The 22477-nt window shown below is 68.9% G+C and carries 19 protein-coding genes; 8 read left to right on the top strand and 11 right to left on the bottom strand.

Annotated elements, in window-relative coordinates; all coding sequences use genetic code 11:
* The first annotated feature begins 31 nt into the window (after positions 1-31).
* The 3 genes from K8O92_28895 (at position 32) to K8O92_28885 (ending at position 2934) form a co-directional block, all read left to right on the top strand.
* Complete coding sequence (locus K8O92_28895) at positions 32-1729, top strand: GMC family oxidoreductase (protein UAK31727.1); 1698 nt, start codon at positions 32-34, stop codon at positions 1727-1729.
* 51 nt (positions 1730-1780) lie between these two features.
* Positions 1781-2269 carry a GNAT family N-acetyltransferase gene (locus K8O92_28890; GenBank protein UAK31726.1) on the top strand — a complete coding sequence of 163 codons (489 nt, stop codon included), beginning with the start codon at positions 1781-1783 and terminating at the stop codon, positions 2267-2269.
* A gap of 80 nt (positions 2270-2349) precedes the next feature.
* A complete protein-coding gene (locus K8O92_28885) occupies positions 2350-2934 on the top strand; it encodes an NAD(P)H-binding protein (GenBank protein ID UAK36001.1) in 585 nt (194 codons plus the stop codon).
* 6 nt (positions 2935-2940) lie between these two features.
* Here K8O92_28885 and K8O92_28880 read toward each other — a convergent pair whose 3' ends face one another.
* From K8O92_28880 to K8O92_28835, 10 genes are all read right to left on the bottom strand, one after another.
* The gene (locus K8O92_28880) at positions 2941-4080 is read right to left on the bottom strand and encodes a MarP family serine protease (protein UAK31725.1); all 1140 of its coding nucleotides are present in this window, start codon (positions 4078-4080) and stop codon (positions 2941-2943) included.
* 147 nt (positions 4081-4227) lie between these two features.
* Positions 4228-6936, bottom strand: a complete 2709-nt coding sequence (locus K8O92_28875; GenBank protein UAK31724.1) for a fumarate reductase/succinate dehydrogenase flavoprotein subunit — start codon at positions 6934-6936, stop codon at positions 4228-4230.
* Entirely contained in the window at positions 6933-7673 is a 741-nt protein-coding gene (locus K8O92_28870) for an ABC transporter ATP-binding protein (protein UAK31723.1), read from the bottom strand. Before K8O92_28870 ends, K8O92_28875 begins: the two co-directional genes overlap by 4 nt.
* Positions 7670-8530 carry an ABC transporter permease gene (locus K8O92_28865; protein ID UAK31722.1) on the bottom strand — a complete coding sequence of 287 codons (861 nt, stop codon included), beginning with the start codon at positions 8528-8530 and terminating at the stop codon, positions 7670-7672. Before K8O92_28865 ends, K8O92_28870 begins: the two co-directional genes overlap by 4 nt.
* Positions 8527-9951 (bottom strand): ABC transporter substrate-binding protein, encoded by a 1425-nt coding sequence (locus K8O92_28860; GenBank protein UAK31721.1) that lies wholly within the window; start codon positions 9949-9951, stop codon positions 8527-8529. The genes K8O92_28865 and K8O92_28860 overlap by 4 nt, the downstream gene beginning before the upstream one ends.
* 12 nt (positions 9952-9963) lie before the next feature.
* Positions 9964-10191 carry a ferredoxin family protein gene (locus K8O92_28855; protein ID UAK31720.1) on the bottom strand — a complete coding sequence of 76 codons (228 nt, stop codon included), beginning with the start codon at positions 10189-10191 and terminating at the stop codon, positions 9964-9966.
* Complete coding sequence (locus K8O92_28850) at positions 10192-10977, bottom strand: GntR family transcriptional regulator (GenBank protein ID UAK31719.1); 786 nt, start codon at positions 10975-10977, stop codon at positions 10192-10194.
* 523 nt (positions 10978-11500) lie between these two features.
* Positions 11501-12127: a TetR/AcrR family transcriptional regulator gene (locus K8O92_28845; GenBank protein UAK31718.1), complete on the bottom strand. Its 627-nt coding sequence runs from the start codon at positions 12125-12127 to the stop codon at positions 11501-11503.
* A 31-nt stretch (positions 12128-12158) separates the two neighbouring features.
* A complete protein-coding gene (locus K8O92_28840; GenBank protein ID UAK31717.1) occupies positions 12159-13955 on the bottom strand; it encodes an acyl-CoA dehydrogenase in 1797 nt (598 codons plus the stop codon).
* Positions 13956-14091: 136 nt separating this feature from the next.
* Positions 14092-16935 (bottom strand): AAA family ATPase, encoded by a 2844-nt coding sequence (locus tag K8O92_28835; protein ID UAK31716.1) that lies wholly within the window; start codon positions 16933-16935, stop codon positions 14092-14094.
* Between the two features lie 158 nt (positions 16936-17093).
* Here K8O92_28835 and K8O92_28830 point away from each other — a divergent pair, with 158 nt between their 5' ends.
* Both K8O92_28830 and K8O92_28825 read left to right on the top strand, forming a co-directional pair.
* On the top strand, positions 17094-18251 hold the full coding sequence (locus K8O92_28830; GenBank protein UAK31715.1) for an epoxide hydrolase: 1158 nt from the start codon (positions 17094-17096) through the stop codon (positions 18249-18251).
* A gap of 228 nt (positions 18252-18479) precedes the next feature.
* The gene (locus K8O92_28825; GenBank protein UAK31714.1) at positions 18480-18977 is read left to right on the top strand and encodes an NUDIX hydrolase; all 498 of its coding nucleotides are present in this window, start codon (positions 18480-18482) and stop codon (positions 18975-18977) included.
* A 110-nt stretch (positions 18978-19087) separates the two neighbouring features.
* On the opposite strand, the gene K8O92_28820 is transcribed toward K8O92_28825, so the two are convergent.
* Complete coding sequence (locus K8O92_28820; GenBank protein ID UAK31713.1) at positions 19088-20299, bottom strand: helix-turn-helix domain-containing protein; 1212 nt, start codon at positions 20297-20299, stop codon at positions 19088-19090.
* Between the two features lie 213 nt (positions 20300-20512).
* Between K8O92_28820 and K8O92_28815 the strand changes: the two genes are divergently transcribed.
* The 3 genes from K8O92_28815 to K8O92_28805 all read left to right on the top strand — a co-directional run bounded on the left by K8O92_28815 (position 20513) and on the right by K8O92_28805 (position 22370).
* Entirely contained in the window at positions 20513-20854 is a 342-nt protein-coding gene (locus K8O92_28815; protein ID UAK31712.1) for a hypothetical protein, read from the top strand.
* A complete protein-coding gene (locus tag K8O92_28810; protein ID UAK31711.1) occupies positions 20854-21222 on the top strand; it encodes a hypothetical protein in 369 nt (122 codons plus the stop codon). Before K8O92_28815 ends, K8O92_28810 begins: the two co-directional genes overlap by 1 nt.
* A 149-nt stretch (positions 21223-21371) precedes the next feature.
* Positions 21372-22370: an FAD-dependent monooxygenase gene (locus tag K8O92_28805; protein ID UAK31710.1), complete on the top strand. Its 999-nt coding sequence runs from the start codon at positions 21372-21374 to the stop codon at positions 22368-22370.
* Positions 22371-22477 lie beyond the last annotated feature (107 nt).

Genomic DNA, 22477 nt, shown 5'->3' with positions numbered 1-22477 from the left:
CCTGCGCGTTCGCCGCCATAGGCTCGAGCGCATGGACAGCCACTACGACGTGCTCGTCATCGGGTCCGGCTTCGGCGGCAGCGTTGCCGCCCTGCGGTTGACCGAGAAGGGATACCGGGTCGGCGTGCTGGAGGCCGGTCGCCGATTCGCCGACGACGAGTACGCGAAGAACTCCTGGCATCTGCGCGAGTACCTGTGGGCGCCGAAATTCGGCTGCTACGGCATCCAGCGGATGACGCTGCTCAACGACACTTTCGTCATGAGCGGGACAGGGGTCGGGGGCGGGTCGCTGGTGTACGCCAACACGCTGTACGAGCCGCCGGAGAAGTTCTACCGCGACAAGCAGTGGGCGCACATCACCGATTGGCGCTCCGAGCTGGCGCCGTGCTACGACCAGGCCAAACGAATGCTCGGCGTCACGCAGAATCCGGCGACCACTCCGACCGACCGGATTCTGCGTTCGGTGGCGCAGGACATGGGCATCGGCCATACCTACCGCCGCACGCCGGTGGGTGTGTTGTTCGCCGACAACGATTCCCGCCCCGGCCAGCAGATCGCAGATCCGTATTTCGGCGGAGCCGGACCGGCGCGCTCGACCTGCACGCACTGCGGCGAGTGCATGACCGGTTGCCGGCACGGCGCGAAGAACACGCTGGTGAAGAACTACCTCTATCTGGCCGAAAAGGCCGGGGCCACAGTGCACCCGTTGACGACGGCGACGGACGTGCGGCCGCGGCCTGCGGGCGGCTACGAAGTACGGACGGTGCGCACCGGGCGATGGGTCCGCAAGGCGAAGCAGACGTTCACCGCGGACCAGGTGATCTTCGCGGCGGCCGCGCTGGGCACCCAAAAACTGCTGCACCGGCTGCGTGACAGCGGCAGCCTGCCGCATGTCTCGCCGCGGCTGGGGTATCTTGCCCGCACCAACTCCGAAGCGGTGCTCGGCGCGCGCTCTCTGCGCAGGGACGCCGACTTCACCAAAGGTGTCGCGATCACCTCATCGATCCACCCCAATGATCACACCCACATCGAGCCGGTCCGCTACGGCAAGGACAGCAACGCGATGAGTTTGCTGACCACCGTGCTGGTGGACGCTCAGGAAGGCAGGGCGCGCTGGTTGCTGGGAGTGAAGGAACTGATCGCGCAACGCCGCCATCTTATTCGGCTGCACAGTCCGCGACGCTGGTCAGAACGCATGATCGGCGTGCTCGTCATGCAGAACGTCGACAACTCGATCGTGACCTACACCAAGCGCGGCTTGTTCGGCAGGCGAATGACGACCAAGCCGGGGGAGGGCGTCGCGCCGCCGACCTGGATTCCGGAAGGCCACGAGGTCACCAGGCGGATCGCCGAGAAGGTCGGCGGCCTTCCGCAGGGGGCCTGGACGGAGCTGGTGAACATCCCGATCACGGGTCACTTCATCGGCGGCTGCGCCATCGGCGACTCGGCCGAGACCGGCGTCGTGGACCCGTATCACCGCGTCTACGGTCACCCCGGCCTGCACATCACCGACGGCTCGACCATTTCGGCGAACCTGGGCGTGAATCCCTCCCTGACCATCACCGCCCAAGCCGAACGCGCCATGTCGTTGTGGCCGAACAAGGGCGAGGACGACCCGCGCCCGCCCCTCGGGGACGCCTACCGCCGACTCGCGCCGATCGAACCGAAGAACCCCGTGGTGCCGGTCGCCGCGCCCGGCGCACTGCGACTGCCGATCACCCCGGTCTGAGCGGGCGGAAAACCGGTCGCGTGCGGGCGGGCCCGATGACAGGATCGGGTCGTGCCCGGTCATGTCACCCTCGAACCGCTCCATGAAGACCTGCTGACCGATCTGCTGCGCACCGCGGTGGCGGACGCGGAGCCAGGCGAAGTGATGCCGGTCGAAGGACCCGATACGAGCTGGAATGCCGACCGGGAAGCGAGCTTCCGGAAGTTCCATCGAAGCCGGGCGCTGGCGAGTCCGCCGGTCGAATCGACCTATTGCGTATGCGTGGACGGTGAGGTGGTCGGGGCTGCGCGCCTGTGTCCGCTCCCCACCGCGAAGGGTGCAGCGGAGGCGGGCGTATGGATCGGCCGCTCCCGCCGGGGATCGGGCGTCGGAACGGCGGTGCTCACCGCATTGATCCAGCGCGCGACCGTCGAGGGCTACTCGCGAATCTTCGTGAGCACCACAGCGGACAACACGGCGGTGCTGCGCATGCTCACCGCCCGCGGGATCGGATACACCGTGAACGACGATGCGGTCACCGCTTGGGTGAGCTGCCGTTGAGCTATCGCGCCGCGCTACTCGGCCTTGCCGGAGTCAGGGCCCGCGAACACGCCACGGCGCAGGCGCGGCAAAATGACACCGTGCGCATCTTCCTGGCCGGTGCGACCGGCGTGATCGGTGTCCGCTTGCTTCCGCTGCTGATCGAGGCGGGGCACGAGGTGGCGGGGATGACCCGGTCGGCGGCGAAGGCCGACCAGGTGCGGGCGGCGGGCGCCGAGCCGGTGGTGTGCGATGTCTACGACGTGGAAGCTGTGATCGCCGCGGTGGCCGGGTTCGGAGCCGACATGGTGATGCATCAGCTCACGGATCTGCCGGACGACGCGGCATTGCTGCCGGAGCGGGCCGAGGCGAACGCGCGCATCCGCACCGAGGGCACCCGGAACTTGATCGCCGCCGCGCGGGCAGCGGGGGCCAAACGCTTTCTCGCGCAGAGCATCGCGTGGGAGCCGCCCGCGGGCCGGGGTGCGGTGATCCAGGAGCACGAAGCGGCCGTGCTGGACTTCGACGGTGTGGTGGTGAAGTACGGCCAGTTCTACGGGCCGGGCACCTATTTCGAGACCGAACTGCCCCCGCACCCGCGCGTGCACGTCGACGACGCCGCGGAGCGGACGATTCCGCTGCTCGACGCGTCGAGCGGTGTGGTGATCGTCGCCGACGCTTCCTGACGCGGGTCAGGAGGCGCAGGGGCCGGTGTCGACGGGCCGGTCGGATCGCCATGCGTGGTCGAGTCGATCGAGGACCTCCGGCAGGCTCGTGGCGAACCCGACGTTGCTGTCGTTCTCGTCGACACCGAACACGATGCCCAGCACGCGCCCGTCGCGGTCGACCAGCGGCCCGCCCGAATTGCCGTGCTGGATCGAACCGTCCAGGGTGTAGATCTCGCGTTCTCCCAGACCGGTGCGGTAGATGTCGCGCACCTGGCGCGCGGCCCGGCTGCGCACCCGGGTGGCGGACGCGGTGTAGGACCCGCCCCTGGGATAGCCGAGCGCGATCGCGTCGGCCCCGGGCCCGGCGGGTTCGGGCGCGACGGTCAGGGCTGGTGCGCCGAGGCCGGGGACGGCGAGCACCGCGATGTCCATGATCGGATCGAACTGCACGACCGTCGCGGGGAGCGGTCCCGTCGCCGCGTCGACGGACACTTTGCCGGCTCCGGCGACGACGTGAGCGTTGGTCAGCACTCGTTCCGCGGCGATGACGAATCCGGAACCGGATTGGCGTATTCCGCAGGTCGGTGCCAGGTCTTGGATTCGAAGGACACTGGGCCGCAGTTCGGCGGGCATCGGTCCCTCGACGATGCGGGGATCGACCGGCGCGAGCGGGCGGGCGAGCCCGGCGTCCCTGATCGGGCCGGTGAGCACCTCGGACAAGCCGGTCAGCCAGAACGGCGCCACGCTGTCGACGGTCCGCACCGTCGCCGAATGACGCACCAAGGCGGCGGATTCCATTGGCGCGGTGAACAACCACACCACCAGGGGGACCGCGAGCGCATGGGTGAGGCATCCGAAGAGAGCGTCCGCGCGTCGTGCGACGGGAGCGGAGACCCCCGCGCGCGCGGCGCATCCGGCCCGGTGCCCGGCGACCGCGCCGAAGGCGACCAATCCGACGATCACCGTCAGCACCAGCAATAGCCGCACGGCGCCCGGAGCCAGCTGGCCGAGGGCCGTCGCCGAGAGCGCCGCACCGAGGATGGCTCCGGCCAAGGCGCCGGCGAAACCGGGCAGCCCCACGATCGCGCCGCGGCGCCAGCCCAGCACCGCGGCGACCACGAGGATGCCGAGCACGGCGAGATCCAGCCAGTTCGGCACGGTCAACGCCACACTCCCGTCGCTGATGAGGAAGACGGCGACGCACTCGTCGCCGGCCGTCCCGCCGCCGCCCGGCTATAACCCGGCTAGCGAGTCGGCAACGGTCGAGCCGCTAATCTAATCAGCGATTCGAGCTGCGGCAACCACGTCGCGCTAGGCCGTGGGCTGGGTCGCCAGCGCCCGCCGGGCATACGCGCGCACATCGGCGTCGGTGTCATCCATCGCGGTGCGCAGCGCGTCGTGCGCTGCCGGTAGGTCCGGCCACGCCGACAGCGACAGCACCGCCGCCTTGCGGACGTCGAGATGCGGATCGTGCAGGGCCGCGGCCAGGACAGCCACCGCGAGATCCGGGTCGGCGCCGGCGAGCCCGCGCGCCGCGCCCACCCGGATCTGCCAGGCCGAGTGGCCAACCGCGGTCTCCAGCGCCGTGACGTCGATTGGCTCGGCGCCCAGCTGTGCGAACGCGGTCAGAGCCGCGGCGCGCACCAGCGGATCCGGGTCGGCGGCGAGACGGCGGATCACCTCTGTTCCGCCGTCGCCGATGGCGGCAAGGCCGTGGGCGACCGCGATCCGCACTTCCCGGTTGTCGTCCGCGGCGAGCGTGGCCACTCCGGTGCGATCGTTCAGCGAGACCAGCGCGCGGACCGCCTCGATGCGGACGCGATGATCCACGTCGGCCAGGGCCGCGCGATACCGCGCGGCATCGCCCGCCCGCAGCGTGCGCAACAGGTCGATCACGGTGGCCCGCACGACGGGATCACTCGAATCGAGCCGGTCGGCGAGCCCGGCCGCCGAGGGCAGGACCTCCACGAGTTCACGCAGGCCTGCCGCGGCGACACGCCGCACCGAGGCCGCCTCGTCATCCAGGGCGTCGGCCAAGGCGGTCGCGAAGCCCTCCGGTGTGTGCTCGGTCAGCACCGAGATCGCCGCGGCCCGAACGCCCGCGTCCGGATCCGTCAGATAGGACGACAGATGCGCCACGGTGGGTTCGTCGAGCGCGAGCAGCGCGACGATTCTCGGCGACGGGGGAGTGGCGGGCTGCGCCGAAGTGCCGGATCCGGCGCGATCCTGCTCAACGGCGGCGGTGTGCGGCGCACGGCCTGCGATCAGGTGCGGTTGGTGCACCGGGACGGCGTCGGCATCGGCCGAGGGCAGGTCGTCGAGCCCGGGAACCGGAACCAGATACGGCGCCACCGGCCGCTTCAGGAACGCCATGGTTCCGTCGGGGTTCTTGCGCAGGTTCAGGTGGTATCGCCATTCGACATCGTCGCGTTCGGGTAGGTCGGCGCGCTCGTGGTAGAGGCCCCAGCGGGATTCGGTTCTGGTCAGTGAGCTGCGGGCGGCCATTTCGGCGCAGTCGCGGATGAACGACACCTCCACCGCGCGCATCAGCTCGTGCGGGGTGCGCGCGCCGATGCCCTCGACCTCTTCGCGCATCCGGTCGAAGGTCTCCACCGCGATGGCCAGCTTGGTGGCTGTCTTGGGCGGCGCCACATAGTCGTTCACGAATCGGCGCAGCTTGTATTCGACCTGCGGCTGCGGCGGCCCGTCCGGGTGGCGCAGCGGCCGGTAGATCAGCTCGTGCGCCGCGGCCAGCTGGTCTTCGGGCAGCTCGGCGGGCGCGGCGAGGTCCTCCAGGGTGGACGCGGCATGCGCACCGGCGAGATCGCCGAAGACGAAGGCGCCGATCATATAGTTGTGCGGCACGCACGCCAGATCGCCCGCGGCGTACAAGCCGGGCACCGTGGTGCGGGCGTGCTCGTCGACCCACACGCCGGAGGCGGAGTGTCCACCGCACAGGCCGATCTCGGAGATGTGCATCTCGATGTCGTGGGTGCGGTAGTCGTGGCCGCGGTTGGCGTGGAAGGTGCCGCGGGTCGGCCGCTCGGTGGTGTGCAGGATGCCCTCGAGCGTGCTGAGCGTCTCGTCGGGTAGGTGCGACACCTTGAGATAGATGGGGCCGCGCGCGGACTCGATCTCGCGCTTGACCTCGGCCATCATCTGGCCGGACCAATAGTCGGAGTCGACGAAGCGCTCGCCGTCGGCGTTGACCTGGTAGCCGCCGAAGGGGTTGGCGACGTAGGCGCAGGCGGGGCCGTTGTAGTCCTTGATCAGCGGGTTGATCTGAAAGCATTCGATGCCGCTGAGTTCGGCGCCCGCGTGATAGGCCATCGCGTAGCCGTCCCCGGCGTTGGTCGGGTTCTCGTAGGTGCCGTACAGGTACCCGCTCGCGGGCAGTCCGAGCCTGCCGCACGGTCCGGTGGCCAGGATGACCGCCTTCGCGCCGACGGCGACGAATTCGCCGGTGCGGGTGTGCAGTGCGGCGGCGCCGACGGCGCGTCCGTTGTCGGTGAGAACGCGCACCGGCATGAGCCGGTTCTCGATGCGGATCCTCTCGCGCATCTTGCGCTGGCGCAGTACCCGATACAGCGCCTTCTTGACGTCCTTGCCCTCGGGCATCGGCAGCACGTAGGAGCCGGAGCGGTGGACGCGGCGCACCGCGTACTCGCCGTACTCGTCCTTCTCGAACTTCACGCCGTAGCGCTCGAGCCGCTGCACCATGGCGAAGCCGCGCGTCGCGGTCTGGTACACGGTGCGCTGGTTCACGATTCCGTCGTTGGCCCTGGTGATCTCGGCAACGTAGTCCTCCGGTTCGGCCTTGCCCGGGATCACGGCGTTGTTCACGCCGTCCATGCCCATGGCAAGCGCACCGGAGTGCCGCACGTGCGCCTTCTCCAGCAGCAGCACGTTCGCGCCCTGCTCGGCGGCGGTGAGCGCGGCCATGGTGCCCGCCGTGCCGCCGCCGATCACGAGCACGTCGCAGTCCATCCGGATGCGTTCGGACAGTTGCGGAATGTTCACAGCTTCTCCAGGATCTCGGCCTTCGTCGCGGCCCGGTCGATCGCTTCCCGCGGGCTGGGCACCGGTACCACCGCCCGCAGGGTGCCGCCGCCGAGCACGGCGATGCGGTCGCCGAGCAGCAGGGCCTCGTCGAGATCGTGGGTGACGAAGACGATGGTGGTGGGGTGGGCGCGCCAGGTCTGGATCAGCAGGCGCTGCATGGTTTCTCTGGTCTGAGTGTCCAGCGCGCCGAAGGGCTCGTCCATCAGCACGGCGCGCGGCGCGGCGGCCAGGCTGCGCGCCAGCTGAACGCGCTGGCGCATGCCGCCGGACAGGTCGCGGGGCAGATAGTCGGCGTATCCGGTGAGCCCGACCTCGTCCACCCAGTGCAGGGCGGCGGCTCGCCGCTGGGCGCGGGGCGCGCCGCGCAGGCGCAGCGCGAGTTCGATGTTCTGTCGCACGGTGCGCCACGGCAGCAACGCGTCGTCCTGGAACACCAAGGCGCGGTCGGCGGCGGGGCCGGTAACGGGGGCGCCGTCGGCGAGGATGGTACCGCCTTCCGGGGTGCGCAGCCCGGCGACCGCGCGTAGCAGGGTCGACTTGCCGCAGCCGGATTTGCCGACCACGACCAGAATTTCCCCCGGCGCGATCGACAAGTCGAGTCCGTGGAGCACCGGTTCGCCGCCGTAGGCGATCCGGACATCGGTGAGGCTCAGGCGCATTCCGGTCGAGGCCGGGGCGTCGATCACTGTGGTCATGCTTCGACCTCTCTGGGCAGCCAGCGGGTGATACGGCGGCCGGCCAGCTCGACCAGCCCCGATGTCGCGAAACCGAGGACGCCGATGGTGATCATGCCGACGAACACCGCCGGATAGTCCACGATGGTGTAGGCCTGCCAGGTGCGGTAGCCGACGCCGAGGCGTCCGGAGATCATCTCCGCGGAGATGAGGCAGATCCATGCCACGCCGACGCCGACAGACAGTCCACTGAAGACACCGGGCAGGATGCCGGGGAACACTACCCGCGCCAGCACGTCCAGCCGTGACGCGCCGAGCGTGCGGACCGCGTCCTCCCAGATCGTGGGCAGGGCGCGCACCGCGTGCCGGGTGCTGACCAGCACCGGGAACAGCGACGCGGTGAAGGTGATGAACACGATGCCCGACTCGTCGCTGGGGAACAGCAGGATCGCTACCGGGACAAGGGCGATGGCCGGGATCGGCCGGATCAGTTCGGCCAGCGGGCCGATGGTGTCGGCGAACAGCCGCGACCGGCCCAGGCCGATGCCCGCGATCACGCCGACCACCGCGGCCAGTCCGAATCCGGTGACGATCCGCAGCAGCGATTGGGCGATATCCAGGTAGTACTGCTCGGCGCGCAGTTGCGTGCCGAATTCGGCGACGATCTCGGTGACGGTGGGCAGGGTGTCGAAGCGCAGGCCCGCCCGCACGTTGGTGACCGTGAGCAGTTGCCACAGACCCACCGCGACGGCGACCGAGGCGACCCGCAGCAGCCGGGAGCGCCATGCCGAGCGCGGTGCGGGGGCGGTGTCCGGGCGGGTCGCGGCGGCCTCCGCCGCGCCCGCCCGCACCGCTGGGACGGCGAGTTCGCTGGTCATCCGCGTACTTCCGTGACGGCCTGGTCGTAGGTGACCGGTGCGGCGGACGGATGCGCCTGCCGGTAGCGCTGCGCGGCGGCGGCGGTGGTGAAGGGCAGGTAGCGGGCGCCGTCGCGCAACCAGATCGACTTGTCGGCGAACCAGCGCGTGCCGAGTTCGGTGTCCGGGATGTAGGCGGCGCGGATCGTTTTGCCCTGCGCCTTCGCGGCCTGGATCGCGCGCAGCAGGCAGGTCGGGTCGGCGGCCGGTTGGGGTTTCGGTTCCCCGTCCAGCCACAGTTCACCTGCCAGTGCGGGATTCTCGGCCGCGATGCCGCAGACGGGATCGCTGCCGGTGACCCGCGTCGGGTTGGCGGTGTCGGTCGATTCCCGGTCGTAGTCGCGTCCGGTGTCGGCGAACGCTTTGCGCAGCGGCGCGTCGTCGACGAACCGGTCGATGTCCAGGTCGGCGAAATCTCCGATCGACTTCAGGTAGGCCACATCGCCTTTGAGCGCCGCGATCAGGCTCGGCTCGAGCGTGGTGTCGAAACTCGTTCCGCCGGGACCGTTGTAGAGATACACCACCTCGTGAGGCAGACCGGAGCCGTCGGCGACGATCTTCGCGGCTTCGAACGGCTTCTCCCGCAGGAACTGGGTGGCGTCCAGTTGCGCGGCGAGGAACGCCTGGAGCACTTCCGGGTGATCGGCGGCGTAGGAGCGCCGGGCCACCACGCCGTGGAAGGTCGGCACGCCGAGTTCGGCGCCGTCGTAGAGCAGTTTGGCCTTGTTCTGGAAGACGACCAGGCCGGGCCATGCGACGAACTGCGACAGCGCGCCCACCTGGCGCGATTCCAGCGCGGTCGCGCCGACCTGCGGCTGCTGGTTGAGCACCTCCACGCCCTTGGCCGGATCGATTCCGGCCCGCGACAGCGCCTGCACCAGAGTGCCGTGTCCGGCCGAGCCGACGCTGGCCGAGATCTTCTGCCCCGCCAGGTCGGTGATGCTGGTTGCCGCCGAGTCGTTCGGCACCACGACCATGTTCAGCGCGCCTTTGGGGTTGTACCCGGTGACCGACACCAGTGCGGTGCGCGCCCGCTCGTTGGCCTGGGTGCGGGAGCCGTTGATCAGCAGGGGGTAATCGCCCATCGAACCGATGTCGATCTTCTCGGCCACCATTTGCGCGGTGATCGGCGCGCCGGTGTCGTAATCCTGCCATTCGACCTGGTATTTCGCCCCGCCGTTGTCGGTGATCTTCTGTAGCCGCTGCTCGAGGTAGCCCTGCGCGCGCAGCAACGTGCCCGCGGTGACGGTGTTGATTGTTTTGGACTGGTAGCCGACGACCACCTTGACGGTGCCGGCCGGGGTGTCGTCGGACTGCTCGAGCGAGCACCCGGTCAGCGCGAGCGCGGCGGCGAGCAGGACGGGGACGAGTTTCACTTTCATCGGTCTTCCAGATCAGCGGAGCAGGTAGGGCATGTTGACGGTCACGGCTCCGGTGGGGCAGCGGGCCGCGCAGGGGCCGCAGTACCAGCACTCGTCCACGTGCATGAAGGCCTTGCCGTTGTCGGGGTTGATGGCCAGCGAGTCGAGCGGGCAGATCTCCACACAGAGGGTGCATCCCTGGATGCAGAGGGATTCGTCGATGGTGACGGGGATGTCGGCGCGCTGGTTCACGAGTGCCATCTAAAGGACCTTCCATTCGGGGGTGCTGCGGGTCAGGCTGCCGCGCATGGTGATTCGGTCGCCGCGCATCCGGATGTATTCCAGGTCGACCGGGCGGCCGTCGTCCAGGCGCGTCAGTCGCTCCAGCATCAGCAGCGGCGCACCGCCGGGGACGTCGAGGGTGGAGGCGGTGTGCGGGTCGGCGGGAACGGCCTCCACAGCGAGGTCGGCGGAGCCGAGGGAGTGGCCGCTGATGCGTTCCAGCAGCACGAAGACATCGGTGTGCTCGAGGTCGTGGCCGAGCACCTCGGTGCCGATGTCGGGCGTCAGATAGGTGAGGTCGAGGCTCAGCGGCAGATCCGCCAGGTAGCGCAGCCGCTCGAGGTAGACCACGCGCTCGCCCGGCGCCAGACCGAGCCTGCGCGCGACGGCGGGCGGCGCGGCGACGTGCATCGCCGCGCGCACCTCGTTGCGCACGGTGCCGTGGCCTTTGAAGGTCTCCTGCAACCCCAGCAGCGCGTCGAGCCCGTGGTCGTACTTGCGGGTGGCCACCCGGGTGCCCACTTTGGGCGCCCGGTCGATCAAGCCCTCGTCCTTCAGCAGCGTCAGGGCGTCGCGGACGGTATTGCGGGAAGCGCCGTATTCGGCGGCGAGCTGCTGTTCGCTCGGCAGCGCGCCGTCGAACGCGCCCGCGTGCAGTTGATGGCGCAAGATGTCGGCCACCCGCCGCGCTTGATCGGCGCGCAACTGCCGCACCGGCGTGGGTTCCGCTGCCACTTTCTCCGCCTTTCCGTCGCTGACCTGCACGAATAGCGACGATAACGGGGGTTGCGGGCGGGGCCGTGCCGGTGTTCGCGCCCGCGGAATTCAGGGGATGTTATTGCGCCGGGCTCCGCCCGGTCCGACCTGGCGATATGCGCCGCTGTTCGGGGAATACGCCACGTAGTGCGCCGTGCGTCGAATTCCGATCACGGCGATTCGAAAAGGGGAACGCGGGGGCTGAGCGGCCCTTGTTTACTGTCGCGCACCGTAGGTACCTAGGAATCGACCGGCGAATCTCCGAAGTCGCCGCACTGTCTAGGTCGAGCAGTGCGGCGAGCGCTTCGGCGGTGTAAACGATCTTCAGCCGCAGTCCGGCGTTTTCGGTGTCGGGCAGCCGGGGCCGGTGGTGCGGGCGTATCCGGGGCCGAGCGGTGGTGGCCGTCGCCGTAGACGCCGTCGTCCTCGCACCACAGCTAGGAGGCGGCGGCGAGGGTGCGGGCGTCAGGGCGGTGCCGAGCCGCACGAACGGCAACGTGCCGGTGATTGCGGGACCGTGGTCGTGCGGCGGTCAGGGGGTGATCGCCTCGGGGATGCCCAGCAGCGCCGCCTGGACCTCGTGCAGGCGGTCGACGTCGCCGCGGATGCCCGCGACGTTGTCGTTGTACAGGAACGCCTCGCCGAGCCGGACCAGCGCGTAGGCCAGCAACGCCGGTTCCAGCGGAGGACGGTATCCGTCCTCTTCGGTGGCGCGGACGATCAGTTCCTGGACGGTGCCGACGACCAGTGGCTGTACCGGTCCGTCGCTCGCGGTGAGGATGCGCAACCCGGACAGTGGCTCGTTCTCGAAGTAGCGCCGGAACGGTTCGTTGTCACGCATCCAGCGGTTGACCCGGTACAGCACGTCCAGGATGCGGCGCGCGCCGCTGGAGCGGCGGCGGGCGTCCGCATGCCTGAGCAGCGCCTCGAACTCCCCGGCCAGGACCGCGCCGAGCACTCCGTCGCGGGAGCCGAACCAGCGGTACACCGAGGCGCGGCTGAGCCCGAGTTGCCCGGCGATCGCCTGGATGTCCACGCGCTCCCCGGACAGGAACGCGCGGCGAGCGAGTTCTATGACCTGTTCCCTGGTCGCGGAGGCCGGGCGGCCGGGAGGGCGGGTGGTCCGCTGACTGGAATCGATCACCGCGGAATGATACATCGTCTAAGACGTGTATCGAAATGGGCTGAGTTCAGAACCAGGCGTCCCGCATCTGCAGGGTAGTCGTGTCCAACCTGGCGAGCAGGTCCAGTGCCGGTGCGGTCTTGGGCAATTCGAAACGGTAGAAGAACCGGGCGGCATGCCGCTTGCCATCGTAGAAGTCGCCGGACCGGTCCGCGGCGGCGAGGAACTGTTCGAGCCAGATCCAGGCCAGGACGGTGTGCCCGAATGCCTCCAGGTACACCGAGCTGTTGGCCAGCGCGGCCTCTATGTCACCGGAGGCGAACAGTCCCGCCGTCACCTCGACCAGCCGCCGCCACGCCGAATCCAGGTGTGCGGCAAGCTCCGCCGCCTCGCCGCCCGCCGCCCGCGCGGCGGTGATGGTCGCGTCGACGCGGGAGCCGAGTGCGAGCAGGCTGGCGCCGCCCTGCTGAGTCACCTTGCGCCCGAGCAGATCCAGCCCTTGGATGCCGTGCGTGCCCTCGTGGATGGGGTTGAGCCGGTTGTCCCGGTAGTGCTGCTCGACGTTGTACTCGCGGGTGTAGCCGTAGCCGCCGAGCACCTGGATGGCGAGGCTGTTGGCCTCCAGGCACCACTGCGAGGGCCAGCTCTTGGCGATCGGGGTCAGGATGTCCAGTAGCAGGGTGACCGCGCGGCGCTCCTCGTCGGATTCGGCGGTGCGCTGCTCGTCGACCAGCCGCGCGCAGTACAGCACCAGCGCCAGCGCGCCCTCGGCATAGGCCTTCTGTGCCAGCAGCATCCGCTTGACGTCGGCGTGCTCGATGATCGGACGCTGCGGCGCGGACGGGTCGGCGGGCAGCTTGGCCCGGCCCTGCGCGCGGGTGCGGGCGTAGTCGAGCGACTCGAGGTATCCGGTGTAGCCGAGCGCGGTGGCGACCAGGCCGACGCCGATGCGGGCCTCGTTCATCATGTGGAACATGTAGGTCAGCCCGCGATGCGGTTCGCCGACCAGGTAGCCGATCGCACCGGGCGCGCCGCCGGGCGTCCAGCGGCCCTCGCCGAAGTTGAGCACGGTGTTGACCGTGCCGCGGAAGCCCATCTTGTGGTTGAGCCCGGCCAGGGCGACGTCGTTGCGTTCGCCGATCGCGCCGTCGTCGCCGACCAGGAATCGCGGCACCACGAACAGTGAGATGCCCTTGGTGCCCGCCGGTCCGCCGGGGATCTTGGCCAGCACCAGGTGCACGATGTTCTCGCCGAGTTCGTGATCGCCGCCGGAAATCCACATCTTGGTGCCGAACAGGCGATACGTGCCGTCGTCCTGTGGTTCGGCGCGGGTGACGGTGTCGGCCAGCGACGAACCGGCTTGGGGCTCCGACAGGCACATGGTGCCGAAGAAACGGCCCGCGAGCATCGGCTTGACGAACTTCTCCACGTGCTCCGGACCACCGTGGGCGACAAGCAGATTCGCGTTGGCCACAGTGAGGAACGGGTAACCCGCGGTGCCCGGATTGGCCGCCTGGAACCAGGCGTAGCTCGCCTGCGCGACGGTCGCGGGCAGCTGTGCGCCGCCGAGTTCGTAGTCCATCGCGGCCGAGGGCAGCCCGGCTTTGGCGAAGGCGGCCAGCGCCTGGCCGACTTCGGGGATGATGGTCACGCGTTCGCCGTCGAAGGTGGGTTCGTTGGCGTCGTTGAGCTTGTTGTGCGGTGCGAAGTACTTGGCGGCCAGTTGCTCGCTGAGTTCCAGCACGGCGTCGAAGGTCTCCCGCGAGTGCTCGGCGTACCGCTCGCGTTTGGTGAGGTTCTCGACGTCCAGCCACTCGTAGAGCAGGAAATCGAGATCGCGCCGGGACAGCAAGGTCGACCGCATCAGCCCGTCCTTTCGAGACATGTTCGACTCACTGTATCTTACGGACCGGGATGGGACCGGGTCCCGCCCCGACGGAAAGTCGGCGTCGGAATCGCCGCGCCACTCACCAGTGCCGAACGGCCCCGCCATGCGCCGCTCACCCGTCGGTCGAGGGGCTGAGCAGGCCGCGGGCGTGCGCCATCGCCGCGGCCTCGGTGCGGGTGGCCGCGCCGAGTTTGGCGAGGATGCGCGAGACGTGCACACCGGCGGTGTTGGCGCTGATGAACAGTTCGGCCGCGATCCGGCGGTTGCTCGCGCCCGTGGCTACCAGCCGCAGCACGTCGAGTTCCCGGGGCGTCAGGCCCGCGGTGCTCGGCCGCCGCGCTGGGGAGGACCGGTCGGAGGATTCGGCGAGAACGATTCCGGCGCGCTCGGCCAACTGTCTGGCTTGCTCGGCGAGGGGAGGCGCCGCCAGTTCGTCGGCCAGCTCGAGCACCGACCGCAGTGCGTCGCGCGCTGCCGGGCGATCGCCCGCGGCCAGTTCGGCTGCCCCGGAGTCCAGCAGGCTGCGCGCCAGCTCGTACGGCTGACGAAGGGCCCGCCAGGAGGCGACCACCGCGTCCCAGTCGGCGGGACGGCCACTGCGCACGGCGTGGCAGGAATTCCGGTACGCGGCGTCGACCGCGCTGGTCACGGGCAGCTTTTCCGTGACCGAATGCAGAACCATGGGAGCGCAGCGCGTCCGGGCGACCGTATCGGCCAGCGCCCACGCCTCGTGATGATGTGCGGCCAGATCGTCCGCGATCAGCGTCGCCGCGCCGATCTCAGCGGCGCGCTGCGGGTCGCCCGCCGCGTGCGCGATCTCGGATTGCACCGTGTACAGCTGAATTTGGTATTGCCTGGCCCATCGACTGTCGCCGAGCAACGGCTGCGCGGTTCTCGCGCTCGTCGCCGTGGCGTTCGCGTCGCCGCGCGCCAGCATGATCCTGGCGTGACACAGCAGCAGCGCGGCGGTGCTCAACGGCGGCAACCGCTCGGTGAGCGATTCGTCGACCAGATCGAGCGCCTCGTTCCATCGACCCAGGGCTGTGAGTGCCTGAGCCCATTTGACCAGCAGAATCGGCGCGGCTTCGGCGAACCGGTAGGTCTCGTGCGCGGCTCGCAGACCCTGTTGGATGGCGGCGATGGCCTTCTCGTTGGCGCCTGCCGACACCAGCAGCGCTGACTCCCACAGCACCACCGTCAGCAGGGTTCCCGGATCTCCCGCTGCCTTCGCCGCGGCATGCGCACGGTCGAAATGCGCCGTGGCGACCTCCGAGCGATCCGCGGTGGCCAGTCCGAGATAGGCGTGGGCGCGCGCGGCCAGCGGTAGGTCGTCGAGCTGTTCGGCCACCTCGGCGGCGGAGCGCGCGTCGTTCTCGGCGGCAGCCGCCGCACCGCTGAACACGCGCGCCGCGGCGAGTTCGGCGAGCACCTCGCCGCGCAGCCGGGTCGGCGGGTGCGCGGGAAGCAGTGCCAGGGCCGCGAGCAGGTCGTCCTCGCCGCCGCTGCTGCTCTGATTCCGCAGTCCGGCGCGATAGTGGTGCAGCCGGGCGGCGCGCTCCGGTTCGGTCGCCGCATCGATGGCGGCCAGCGCCGCGTCGGCTGCGGCGATCCCGCGCTCGACGACACCGCCGCGATGACACGCCGCCACGACCGCTTCCACGACATCGAGCCGCTCGACCTCCACCCTGCTCGCCGCGTCCGGCACGTGATCCCACAGTTCGAGCACCCGGTCCAGATGGCGCACCTGATCACGATGCGCGCCGATGCTCTCGGCCTCCGACGCCGATTCCCACGCGGCCTCGAGGGCGGGCGGCAGCTCTCCGGCGGCATACGCGTGGTAGGCCAGCTCGGCGGAGGGGAACTGGTGCGGGTCCTGTTTCCTGTGCTCGAGGAGTACCTGAGAAATTCTGGCGTGCAACCGCTTTCGTTCGACGGGTAAAAGATCGTCGTAGACCGCTTCACGGATGAGGACGTGCCGGAACTCGTAGCCGGTGTCGGTGGTGACCAGCAGTTGCCGATCGATCAGTTGGTGCAGGGCAGTGGTGAGCGCGGCCGGTGTGAGGTCGGTGGCGGCCTCCAGCAGCGTGTGCGGGACCGAAGACCCGGCCGCCGCCGCGAGGCTCAGCACCGAAGCGGTCTGCTCGGGCAGGTCGGACAGATAGCCGAGCAACAGCTCCGACAGCTCGGCGGGCGTGTCCTCGGGCGCGGGGCCGAGCGCTTCCACGAACAGCGGAATTCCCCTGCTGCGCTCGAAGACCCTCGCGATCGTCCCTGGCTCCGGTTCTCTGGCGTGCAGTGCGGCCAGCTGCCTGCCCACTTCGTGCTTGGTCAGCGGCGGCGGAGTCAGCAGTCGCACACGCGGGTCGCGGCGCAGGCCCGTGACCAGCTTGCGCAGCGGTTCGGAGTCGGCGGGCCGGTAGGTGCCGACCAGCACCAGATCGCCCTCGGCCAGGTTGGCCACCAGGAAAGCGAGCAATGCCAAGCTGGCGTCGTCGGCCCAGTGCAGGTCCTCCAGCACCACCACCAGGGGCCTGGTCAGCGCGAACTGTTCCAGCACGGTCAGGATCTCGCCGAACAACCGGGTTCGATCGGTCTCGGCGCCCGCCGTGCCGGACCGCGCGGCCAGCTCGGGAAGCCAGCGCGCCACCGCCGGCTCGGGCACCGGAAGCAGCGCCGCTAGGCCCTCCACCCCCAATTCACGCAGGACCGCGCGCATGACCGCGACGAAAGGCGTGAACGGCACGCCCGTCGCGCCGAACTCCGGACACCGTCCGGACAACACCGCCGTGCGTCCGCCGAGCCGCGTCGTGAACTCCGCTACCAGCCGCGACTTGCCGATGCCCGCTTCGCCGCCGATCAGTACGGTGTGCACCGCTGGATCACGGTAGGCGTCCTGCAATGCTGCGAGCTCGGCGGCCCGCCCCACGAAGGCGCCGCTTACGGGAAGGCTGACCACGGCGCGATCATGCCCGTACCGCGCCTCGGCGACAACTGCGGAGGTCGGGCGAGGGCCCGCGCCGCACCCGGGGTGAGAGATGAGCCCGCACACCGAACGCGCGAAATAACGGATTCTCGTGATTCGCTCACCCCCTCGTTACCCGAAGCATCAATGGCATGACGAACACCGAGATCCGCCCCTTCCGCATCGACGTCCCCCAGGCCGACCTGGACGACCTGCGCCTGCGCCTGGCCCGCACCCGCTGGATCGACGACCTGCCCGGTACCGGATGGGAACGTGGCGTGCCGACCGCCTACCTGAAGAACCTGGCCGGCTACTGGGCCGAGAAGTTCGACTGGCGCGCCGCCGAGACCGAGCTGAACGCCCACCCGCAGTTCACCACCACGATCGCCGGTCAGAACGTGCACTTCCTCCACATTCGTTCGGCCCGGGAGGACGCCACCCCCTTGCTGCTCCTGCACGGTTGGCCCAGTTCGGTGGCCGACTTCCTCGACATGATCGGCCCGCTCACCGACCCCGCCGCCCACGGCGCACCCCAGGCTCCCGCCTTCCACCTCGTCGTCCCGTCGCTGCCCGGCCACGGGTTCTCCGGCCCGATCACCGAGGCGGGGTGGAACGACGGCCGGATCGCGGCGGCCCTCGCCGAACTCATGGCCCGGCTGGACTACCACCGCTACGGCGTGCAGGGCGGTGACCACGGCGCTTTCATCGCCCCCGCACTGGGGCGGATCGACACGGAACATGTCGTCGGCGTGCACGTCAACGCGCTGGTCACCTTCCCGACCGGCGATCCCGCCGACATGGCCGCGCTCACCGACGCGGAGAAGGCGCGCCTCGGCGGGATGAAGAAGTTCCAGGACGACGGCTCGGCCTACATGAACCTGAAGGGCTCACGCCCGAACACCATCGCGCAATTGCTCGCCGATTCCCCGACCGGCCAGCTCGGCTGGATCGTGGAGAAGTACCGCGAGTGGACCGACCAGTCCCACGACCTGCCCGAACAGGCCGTCGACCTCGATCGCCTGCTGACCACGGTGAGCATCTACTGGTTCACCGACACCGCCCGCAGCGTCGCCGACCTCTACTACGAACGCTTCCACGATGCGACCATGTTCGCCCCGAAGCCGAAGGGCACCGTGCCGACCGGCGTCGCGGTATTCAAGGACGGCGACTACGCCATCCGCCGCTACGCCGAACGCGCCCACCACATCACCCACTGGTCGGAGTTCTACTCCGGCGGGCATTTCCCGGCACTGGAGGTGCCGGAGCTGCTGGTCGGCGATATCCGCGAGTTCTTCCGCACGCTCGGTTGAACCGGCAGGACCCGAGGGGCGGGCGCTCATCTCCACCTGCCCCTCGCCGTCGCCGAGACGGTGTCGTATCCGGTCGAGCGCGCAATGAAGGGGGGCGGACATCTTCGGCCTCACCCCCGTTTGTCGATCGCAGATAGCTGGCGACCACGATCGGAGTCTGGCGCTTCAGCCTGCGATACCGTCGAGCAGGTGAACCGCACTCGGTAGACGATCCACGGTGAGCGTCTCGTGGGCGAGAATCGCCATATCCGGCTGTCGACTGTGGATGTGGAGCTACCTGACGGCGTCAGATTCACGCAGTACGTCGCGCGGATGCCTCGATGCGCAATGACATTGGTACTCAACGAGAAAAGTGAAGCGCTGTTGAAGTACCGACATCGATTCGTCATCGACCGCTGGGTGTGGGAGCTTCCCGGCGGTTATGTCGATAGAGCGGAAGATGTCGTGATCGCGGCCGCACGAGAGGTCGAGGAGGAGACCGGTTGGCGGCCGAGAAGAATGGAGCATCTGGTCACGTATCAACCAGCTATTGGCCCGCTGGATCATCCGCAGGAGATATACCTCGCTCGTGGCGCGGACTTGACAGACAATCGGCCGGATGTCCACGAGGCGGAGGGCATGCGCTGGTTCTCGCTCGACGAGGCGGTGCGAATGATCGAGCGCGGCGAAATCCTCGGAGCGGCTATGGTGGTCGCGGTCTATCGGGTGATCGCTCTGCCCGCTTAGTGCGTCACAGCGCCTGTTGTCGTGACTTCGCGACGGTCGAACGGCAGTGCCGGGTAAAGCCGACCCATCCTCCTTGAAGGCCAAGCGGGATGCGAGTGCAGGCGAGCTGATCAGGTGCGGTCGATGCCACACCACGCGGCGAACCCGCGCACGCTTTCGTTGCTTCGTGCATCGTCGCGGGCGAGGACGCGAATGGTCTCGTGCACCATTGGGTGGTATCGGGTTTGGGTGGGCGCGATCTCCTTGGCCTTTCGCAGAGAGCCGAGGGCTTTCGTGCGATTGCCGTGAAGCAGATAGCCTCTGGCCAAGTCGATGTAGTGGTGGCCCGCACGCTCCCGTGGCGTGGTCGCCGGGAGATGCACGCGCTCGGCGCGCTTTACGGCCTCGGTGCCGTCCATCATCTCGACAGCCAGGCCGACCGACCAGATGTCGACATTGGTGACGCCGAAGCACAGCCGGTAATCGTCACGGTCGACACCGACGCGTTGGGCGGTGTCCCGCGCTTCGGCGAGATGTTCATCGGCGAGGTCGCGGCGACCTGCTCGGGCGGCGGCGAGGCCCGATTTCAGGTGCAGGCTGCCCCATATGCTGAGGACGGCCGGATCGTCACCGCTGATATCGGATTCGATGGCGGCACGACTTGATTCGAGAAACCGAAGGGCCGTGGACCAGTCGGCCGCGCAGATCAGTTCCCCCGCGCGCTGGTAATCGCCCGCCAGGACGGCCAGCGGGTCGCCGGACTGTGCGGCTGCCCACTCGTACCGCTCGACACACAAAGAAGAAAGGTCGATATAGCCCAGCTTATACACGACTTGCCCGGTTGCGGCGAACGCTTCGGCGAGAAGTCCGAAGACGCGCTCACGCTTGGCTCCCGTCGCGGCATTCCACGCGATGCGCAGGTCGGCGAGCAAGCCGGGAAGGAGCGTGCCGAGGTCACCGAGGTTGACCGAGTGCCGCAATGCGGAAGCTTTCGCGACGTCGGCGGCGAGGTCGCGTTCGGGACGAGGGTCCATGGACCCGTCGGGCTCGATCTTGTACGCGGCCAGTTCCCGGCGAATCTCGGGTACACCGGCGTGCACTCGCTGTTCGTCGCGGGTCTGCCGGGGATAGGGCTGCTCGAGCAGATCGACCACGTTCACTCGCAGGGCGCGGGCGCATGCCGCGACGAATGCCGGTGATGCCGGCGCACGGCCACGCTCGACTTTGCGGACCAGACTCGCCGAGAAGTTGGCTTCCCGCGCGAGTCTTTCCTGGCTCCAGCCCGCAAGCTTCCTGGCTGTGCGGACTTTCTCGCCGACACCGGATTCCTGGGTCATCGTCATCACGGGTTCCATTCGACACGTTTCCTCATGCCCAGGGTGACAAATCTTTTGCCGGTTCGCTGTGTTGTTCGTCCTTCAAAGTCATGTTCCGGCCCCGGCGGCGGGTGAAGCCCTTCCGGATCGCGCCACATCTCCGGCGTTGCTTACACCGCTGGAGATGCGAGAGTCCCCGGCGCCGGGTGCCACACCACATCAACCGAACAAGGGGTGGACATGGCAGAAATCGCGCTCGGCTACATCCGGCTGGATCGGTCCGGCAGTGATTACGCAGGTGAGGAGCGCGCGATCCGGGCTCTAGCCGAGCGGAGGGGTTACCCCGACCCGGAAGTGCTGGTGGTCGATCGCGACGCACTGATGCCGACGCTCCTGCTGATGCAGGCCATCCGCAGGGTCGGCGCTTCGGTTGTCATCGCACCGACCCGGGAGCACGTCTGGACCAGCAGACGCGGTCTCACCGAGGAAGTGACTCTGATCGTCGTTGCGCCCGAGGCGATATGGGAGCGTGGCCATCGGTGGACGCCGTTCGGTTCACCTGACGGCGCGGTGCGGTATTGATGACCGGCTGGCACGAGTACGGCACGGCTTTTGTCGTGGCGTCGGCGATGGTGATGGTGCTGCTCGGGGTCTTCTTCGCGGCCGGCAGATGGTGGCGAAGGCCCTTGCGCGGGCCGAGTGTCTATCACATCGCCGAACGTGTGGGCCATGAGCAGTTGTGCCTTCTGGGCTGGCCGCCGCTGGGCTGGCCTGCGGTAGATCCGGTGGACGGCCCAGAGCTCAGCACCGGCGATGCCCACGCGCTCATGCAGGTGCATCGGGAGTGCGACGCGGACGAGTGCTCGTGGAAAAGCGCCGCTGTCGAGACCCTGCGGACCACCGGGCGCATGCGACCGAGCAAGTACCCGCGCCGATCGAATCGGCCTTGACGACCGACAGGACCGATAGGCATTGCGCAACAGGCTGATACGTTCGATGCGGACTGTAAAACCGCACGTGCACATGGTGGCCGGTCCGGGGGAGAGCATGATCCGGGCGTGTCATCGATCGGCCCGGCCTACAGCGAAGGGGTGCCCTGGTGTTTCGAGCGGAGGTCATCGGTTGCGGTATCGGAGGGGCGTGCGCGGCGCTGGCGCTGGCGAAAGTCGGTGCCGCCGTCACGGTCTACGAGAGGTCGGAGCGCGCGGCCGATGTCGGCGGTTGGGTGACGCTCGGTCCTGCGGCATCGACCGCGCTCGATCAGATCGGTCTGGGTGAGAAGGTCAGGGCGGCCGGGTTTCCGGTTGTCGGTGTCAGTTCGGCCGACACGCTGACGGGGCGCACGAAGTCCTTCGCTCGGACCGAGCCCGGTCATCGCTGGTCGAGTATCCATGTGTGGCGCAGGGATCTGTTGGCCGTACTGCGTGAAGGCTTGGACGGGGCGAATATTCCCTGCGCCTACGGAACTCGGGCCGATCCCGGCAAGCGCACAGGTGACCTGCTCGTCGGCGCCGATGGCGCTCGTTCGGAAACCCGGCGCATGCTCGGCAGTTCCCAGGAGCCCGCATACACCGGGCAAGTGATCCGGTACGGACATTGCCCGGTTCCGGTGCGAGGGCTACCGACGAACGTCCTGCACTTCTGGGCGCACTCGGAGGGGGTCGCGGGGTACGTGGGGGACGAGCGCGATGGTTCCTTCTGGTTCAGCAGGCGAAAAGCGGAGTCTCCGGCCGCGGCTATCGACGCCGACGTGTTTCTCGAAATGCTGCGGGCGACGCAAGTGGCGCAGGTACTGGAGCACTCGGAGGTGAGTGCGCCGATCGCCCTGTACGAACTCGACCCCGATGGCCTCTGGCACAGCGCTGACACCGTGCTGATAGGTGATGCGGCACACGTCGTTTCGCCGGCGGCGGGGCGAGGAGCGACCTCGGCGATCGAGGACGCCATCGTCTTGGCGAAGACCTTGCGTGGTGCGAACTCCATTGCCATGGCGCTGGAGTCCTACACCCGGACGCGTCGCCCGATAGCGCAAGCGACCTATCGGCCGGGATCGGTGCGGCAGCCTCCCAAAGTGTCAGCGGCCGATCTGCGGCTCTGACCCGTGGCAGCCGGTCGCGGCCGTGGGGCTCGATCAACGGCTCGGCACCCCCAAGGTGAGTTCGCGGGATCCGACCGATCGCGCGGAGAAATCCGGCGGTTGCCCAC

Source organism: Nocardia asteroides (assembly GCA_019930625.1).
GTDB lineage: Bacteria > Actinomycetota > Actinomycetes > Mycobacteriales > Mycobacteriaceae > Nocardia > Nocardia sputi.
This window is presented reverse-complemented; position numbering and strand designations above follow the sequence as displayed.

Excerpts from the sequence above, each read along its gene's own strand:
- K8O92_28865 (UAK31722.1), bottom strand. The coding sequence starts at position 8,530 with ATGACCAGCGAACTCGCCGTCCCAGCGGTGCGGGCGGGCGCGGCGGAG.
- K8O92_28810 (UAK31711.1), top strand. The coding sequence starts at position 20,854 with ATGACCGGCTGGCACGAGTACGGCACGGCTTTTGTCGTGGCGTCGGCG.
- K8O92_28860 (UAK31721.1), bottom strand. The coding sequence starts at position 9,951 with ATGAAAGTGAAACTCGTCCCCGTCCTGCTCGCCGCCGCGCTCGCGCTG.
- K8O92_28840 (UAK31717.1), bottom strand. The coding sequence starts at position 13,955 with ATGCGGTCGACCTTGCTGTCCCGGCGCGATCTCGATTTCCTGCTCTAC.
- K8O92_28855 (UAK31720.1), bottom strand. The coding sequence starts at position 10,191 with ATGGCACTCGTGAACCAGCGCGCCGACATCCCCGTCACCATCGACGAA.
- K8O92_28870 (UAK31723.1), bottom strand. The coding sequence starts at position 7,673 with ATGACCACAGTGATCGACGCCCCGGCCTCGACCGGAATGCGCCTGAGC.
- K8O92_28895 (UAK31727.1), top strand. The coding sequence starts at position 32 with ATGGACAGCCACTACGACGTGCTCGTCATCGGGTCCGGCTTCGGCGGC.
- K8O92_28815 (UAK31712.1), top strand. The coding sequence starts at position 20,513 with ATGGCAGAAATCGCGCTCGGCTACATCCGGCTGGATCGGTCCGGCAGT.
- K8O92_28845 (UAK31718.1), bottom strand. The coding sequence starts at position 12,127 with ATGTATCATTCCGCGGTGATCGATTCCAGTCAGCGGACCACCCGCCCT.
- K8O92_28820 (UAK31713.1), bottom strand. The coding sequence starts at position 20,299 with ATGACGATGACCCAGGAATCCGGTGTCGGCGAGAAAGTCCGCACAGCC.
- K8O92_28830 (UAK31715.1), top strand. The coding sequence starts at position 17,094 with ATGACGAACACCGAGATCCGCCCCTTCCGCATCGACGTCCCCCAGGCC.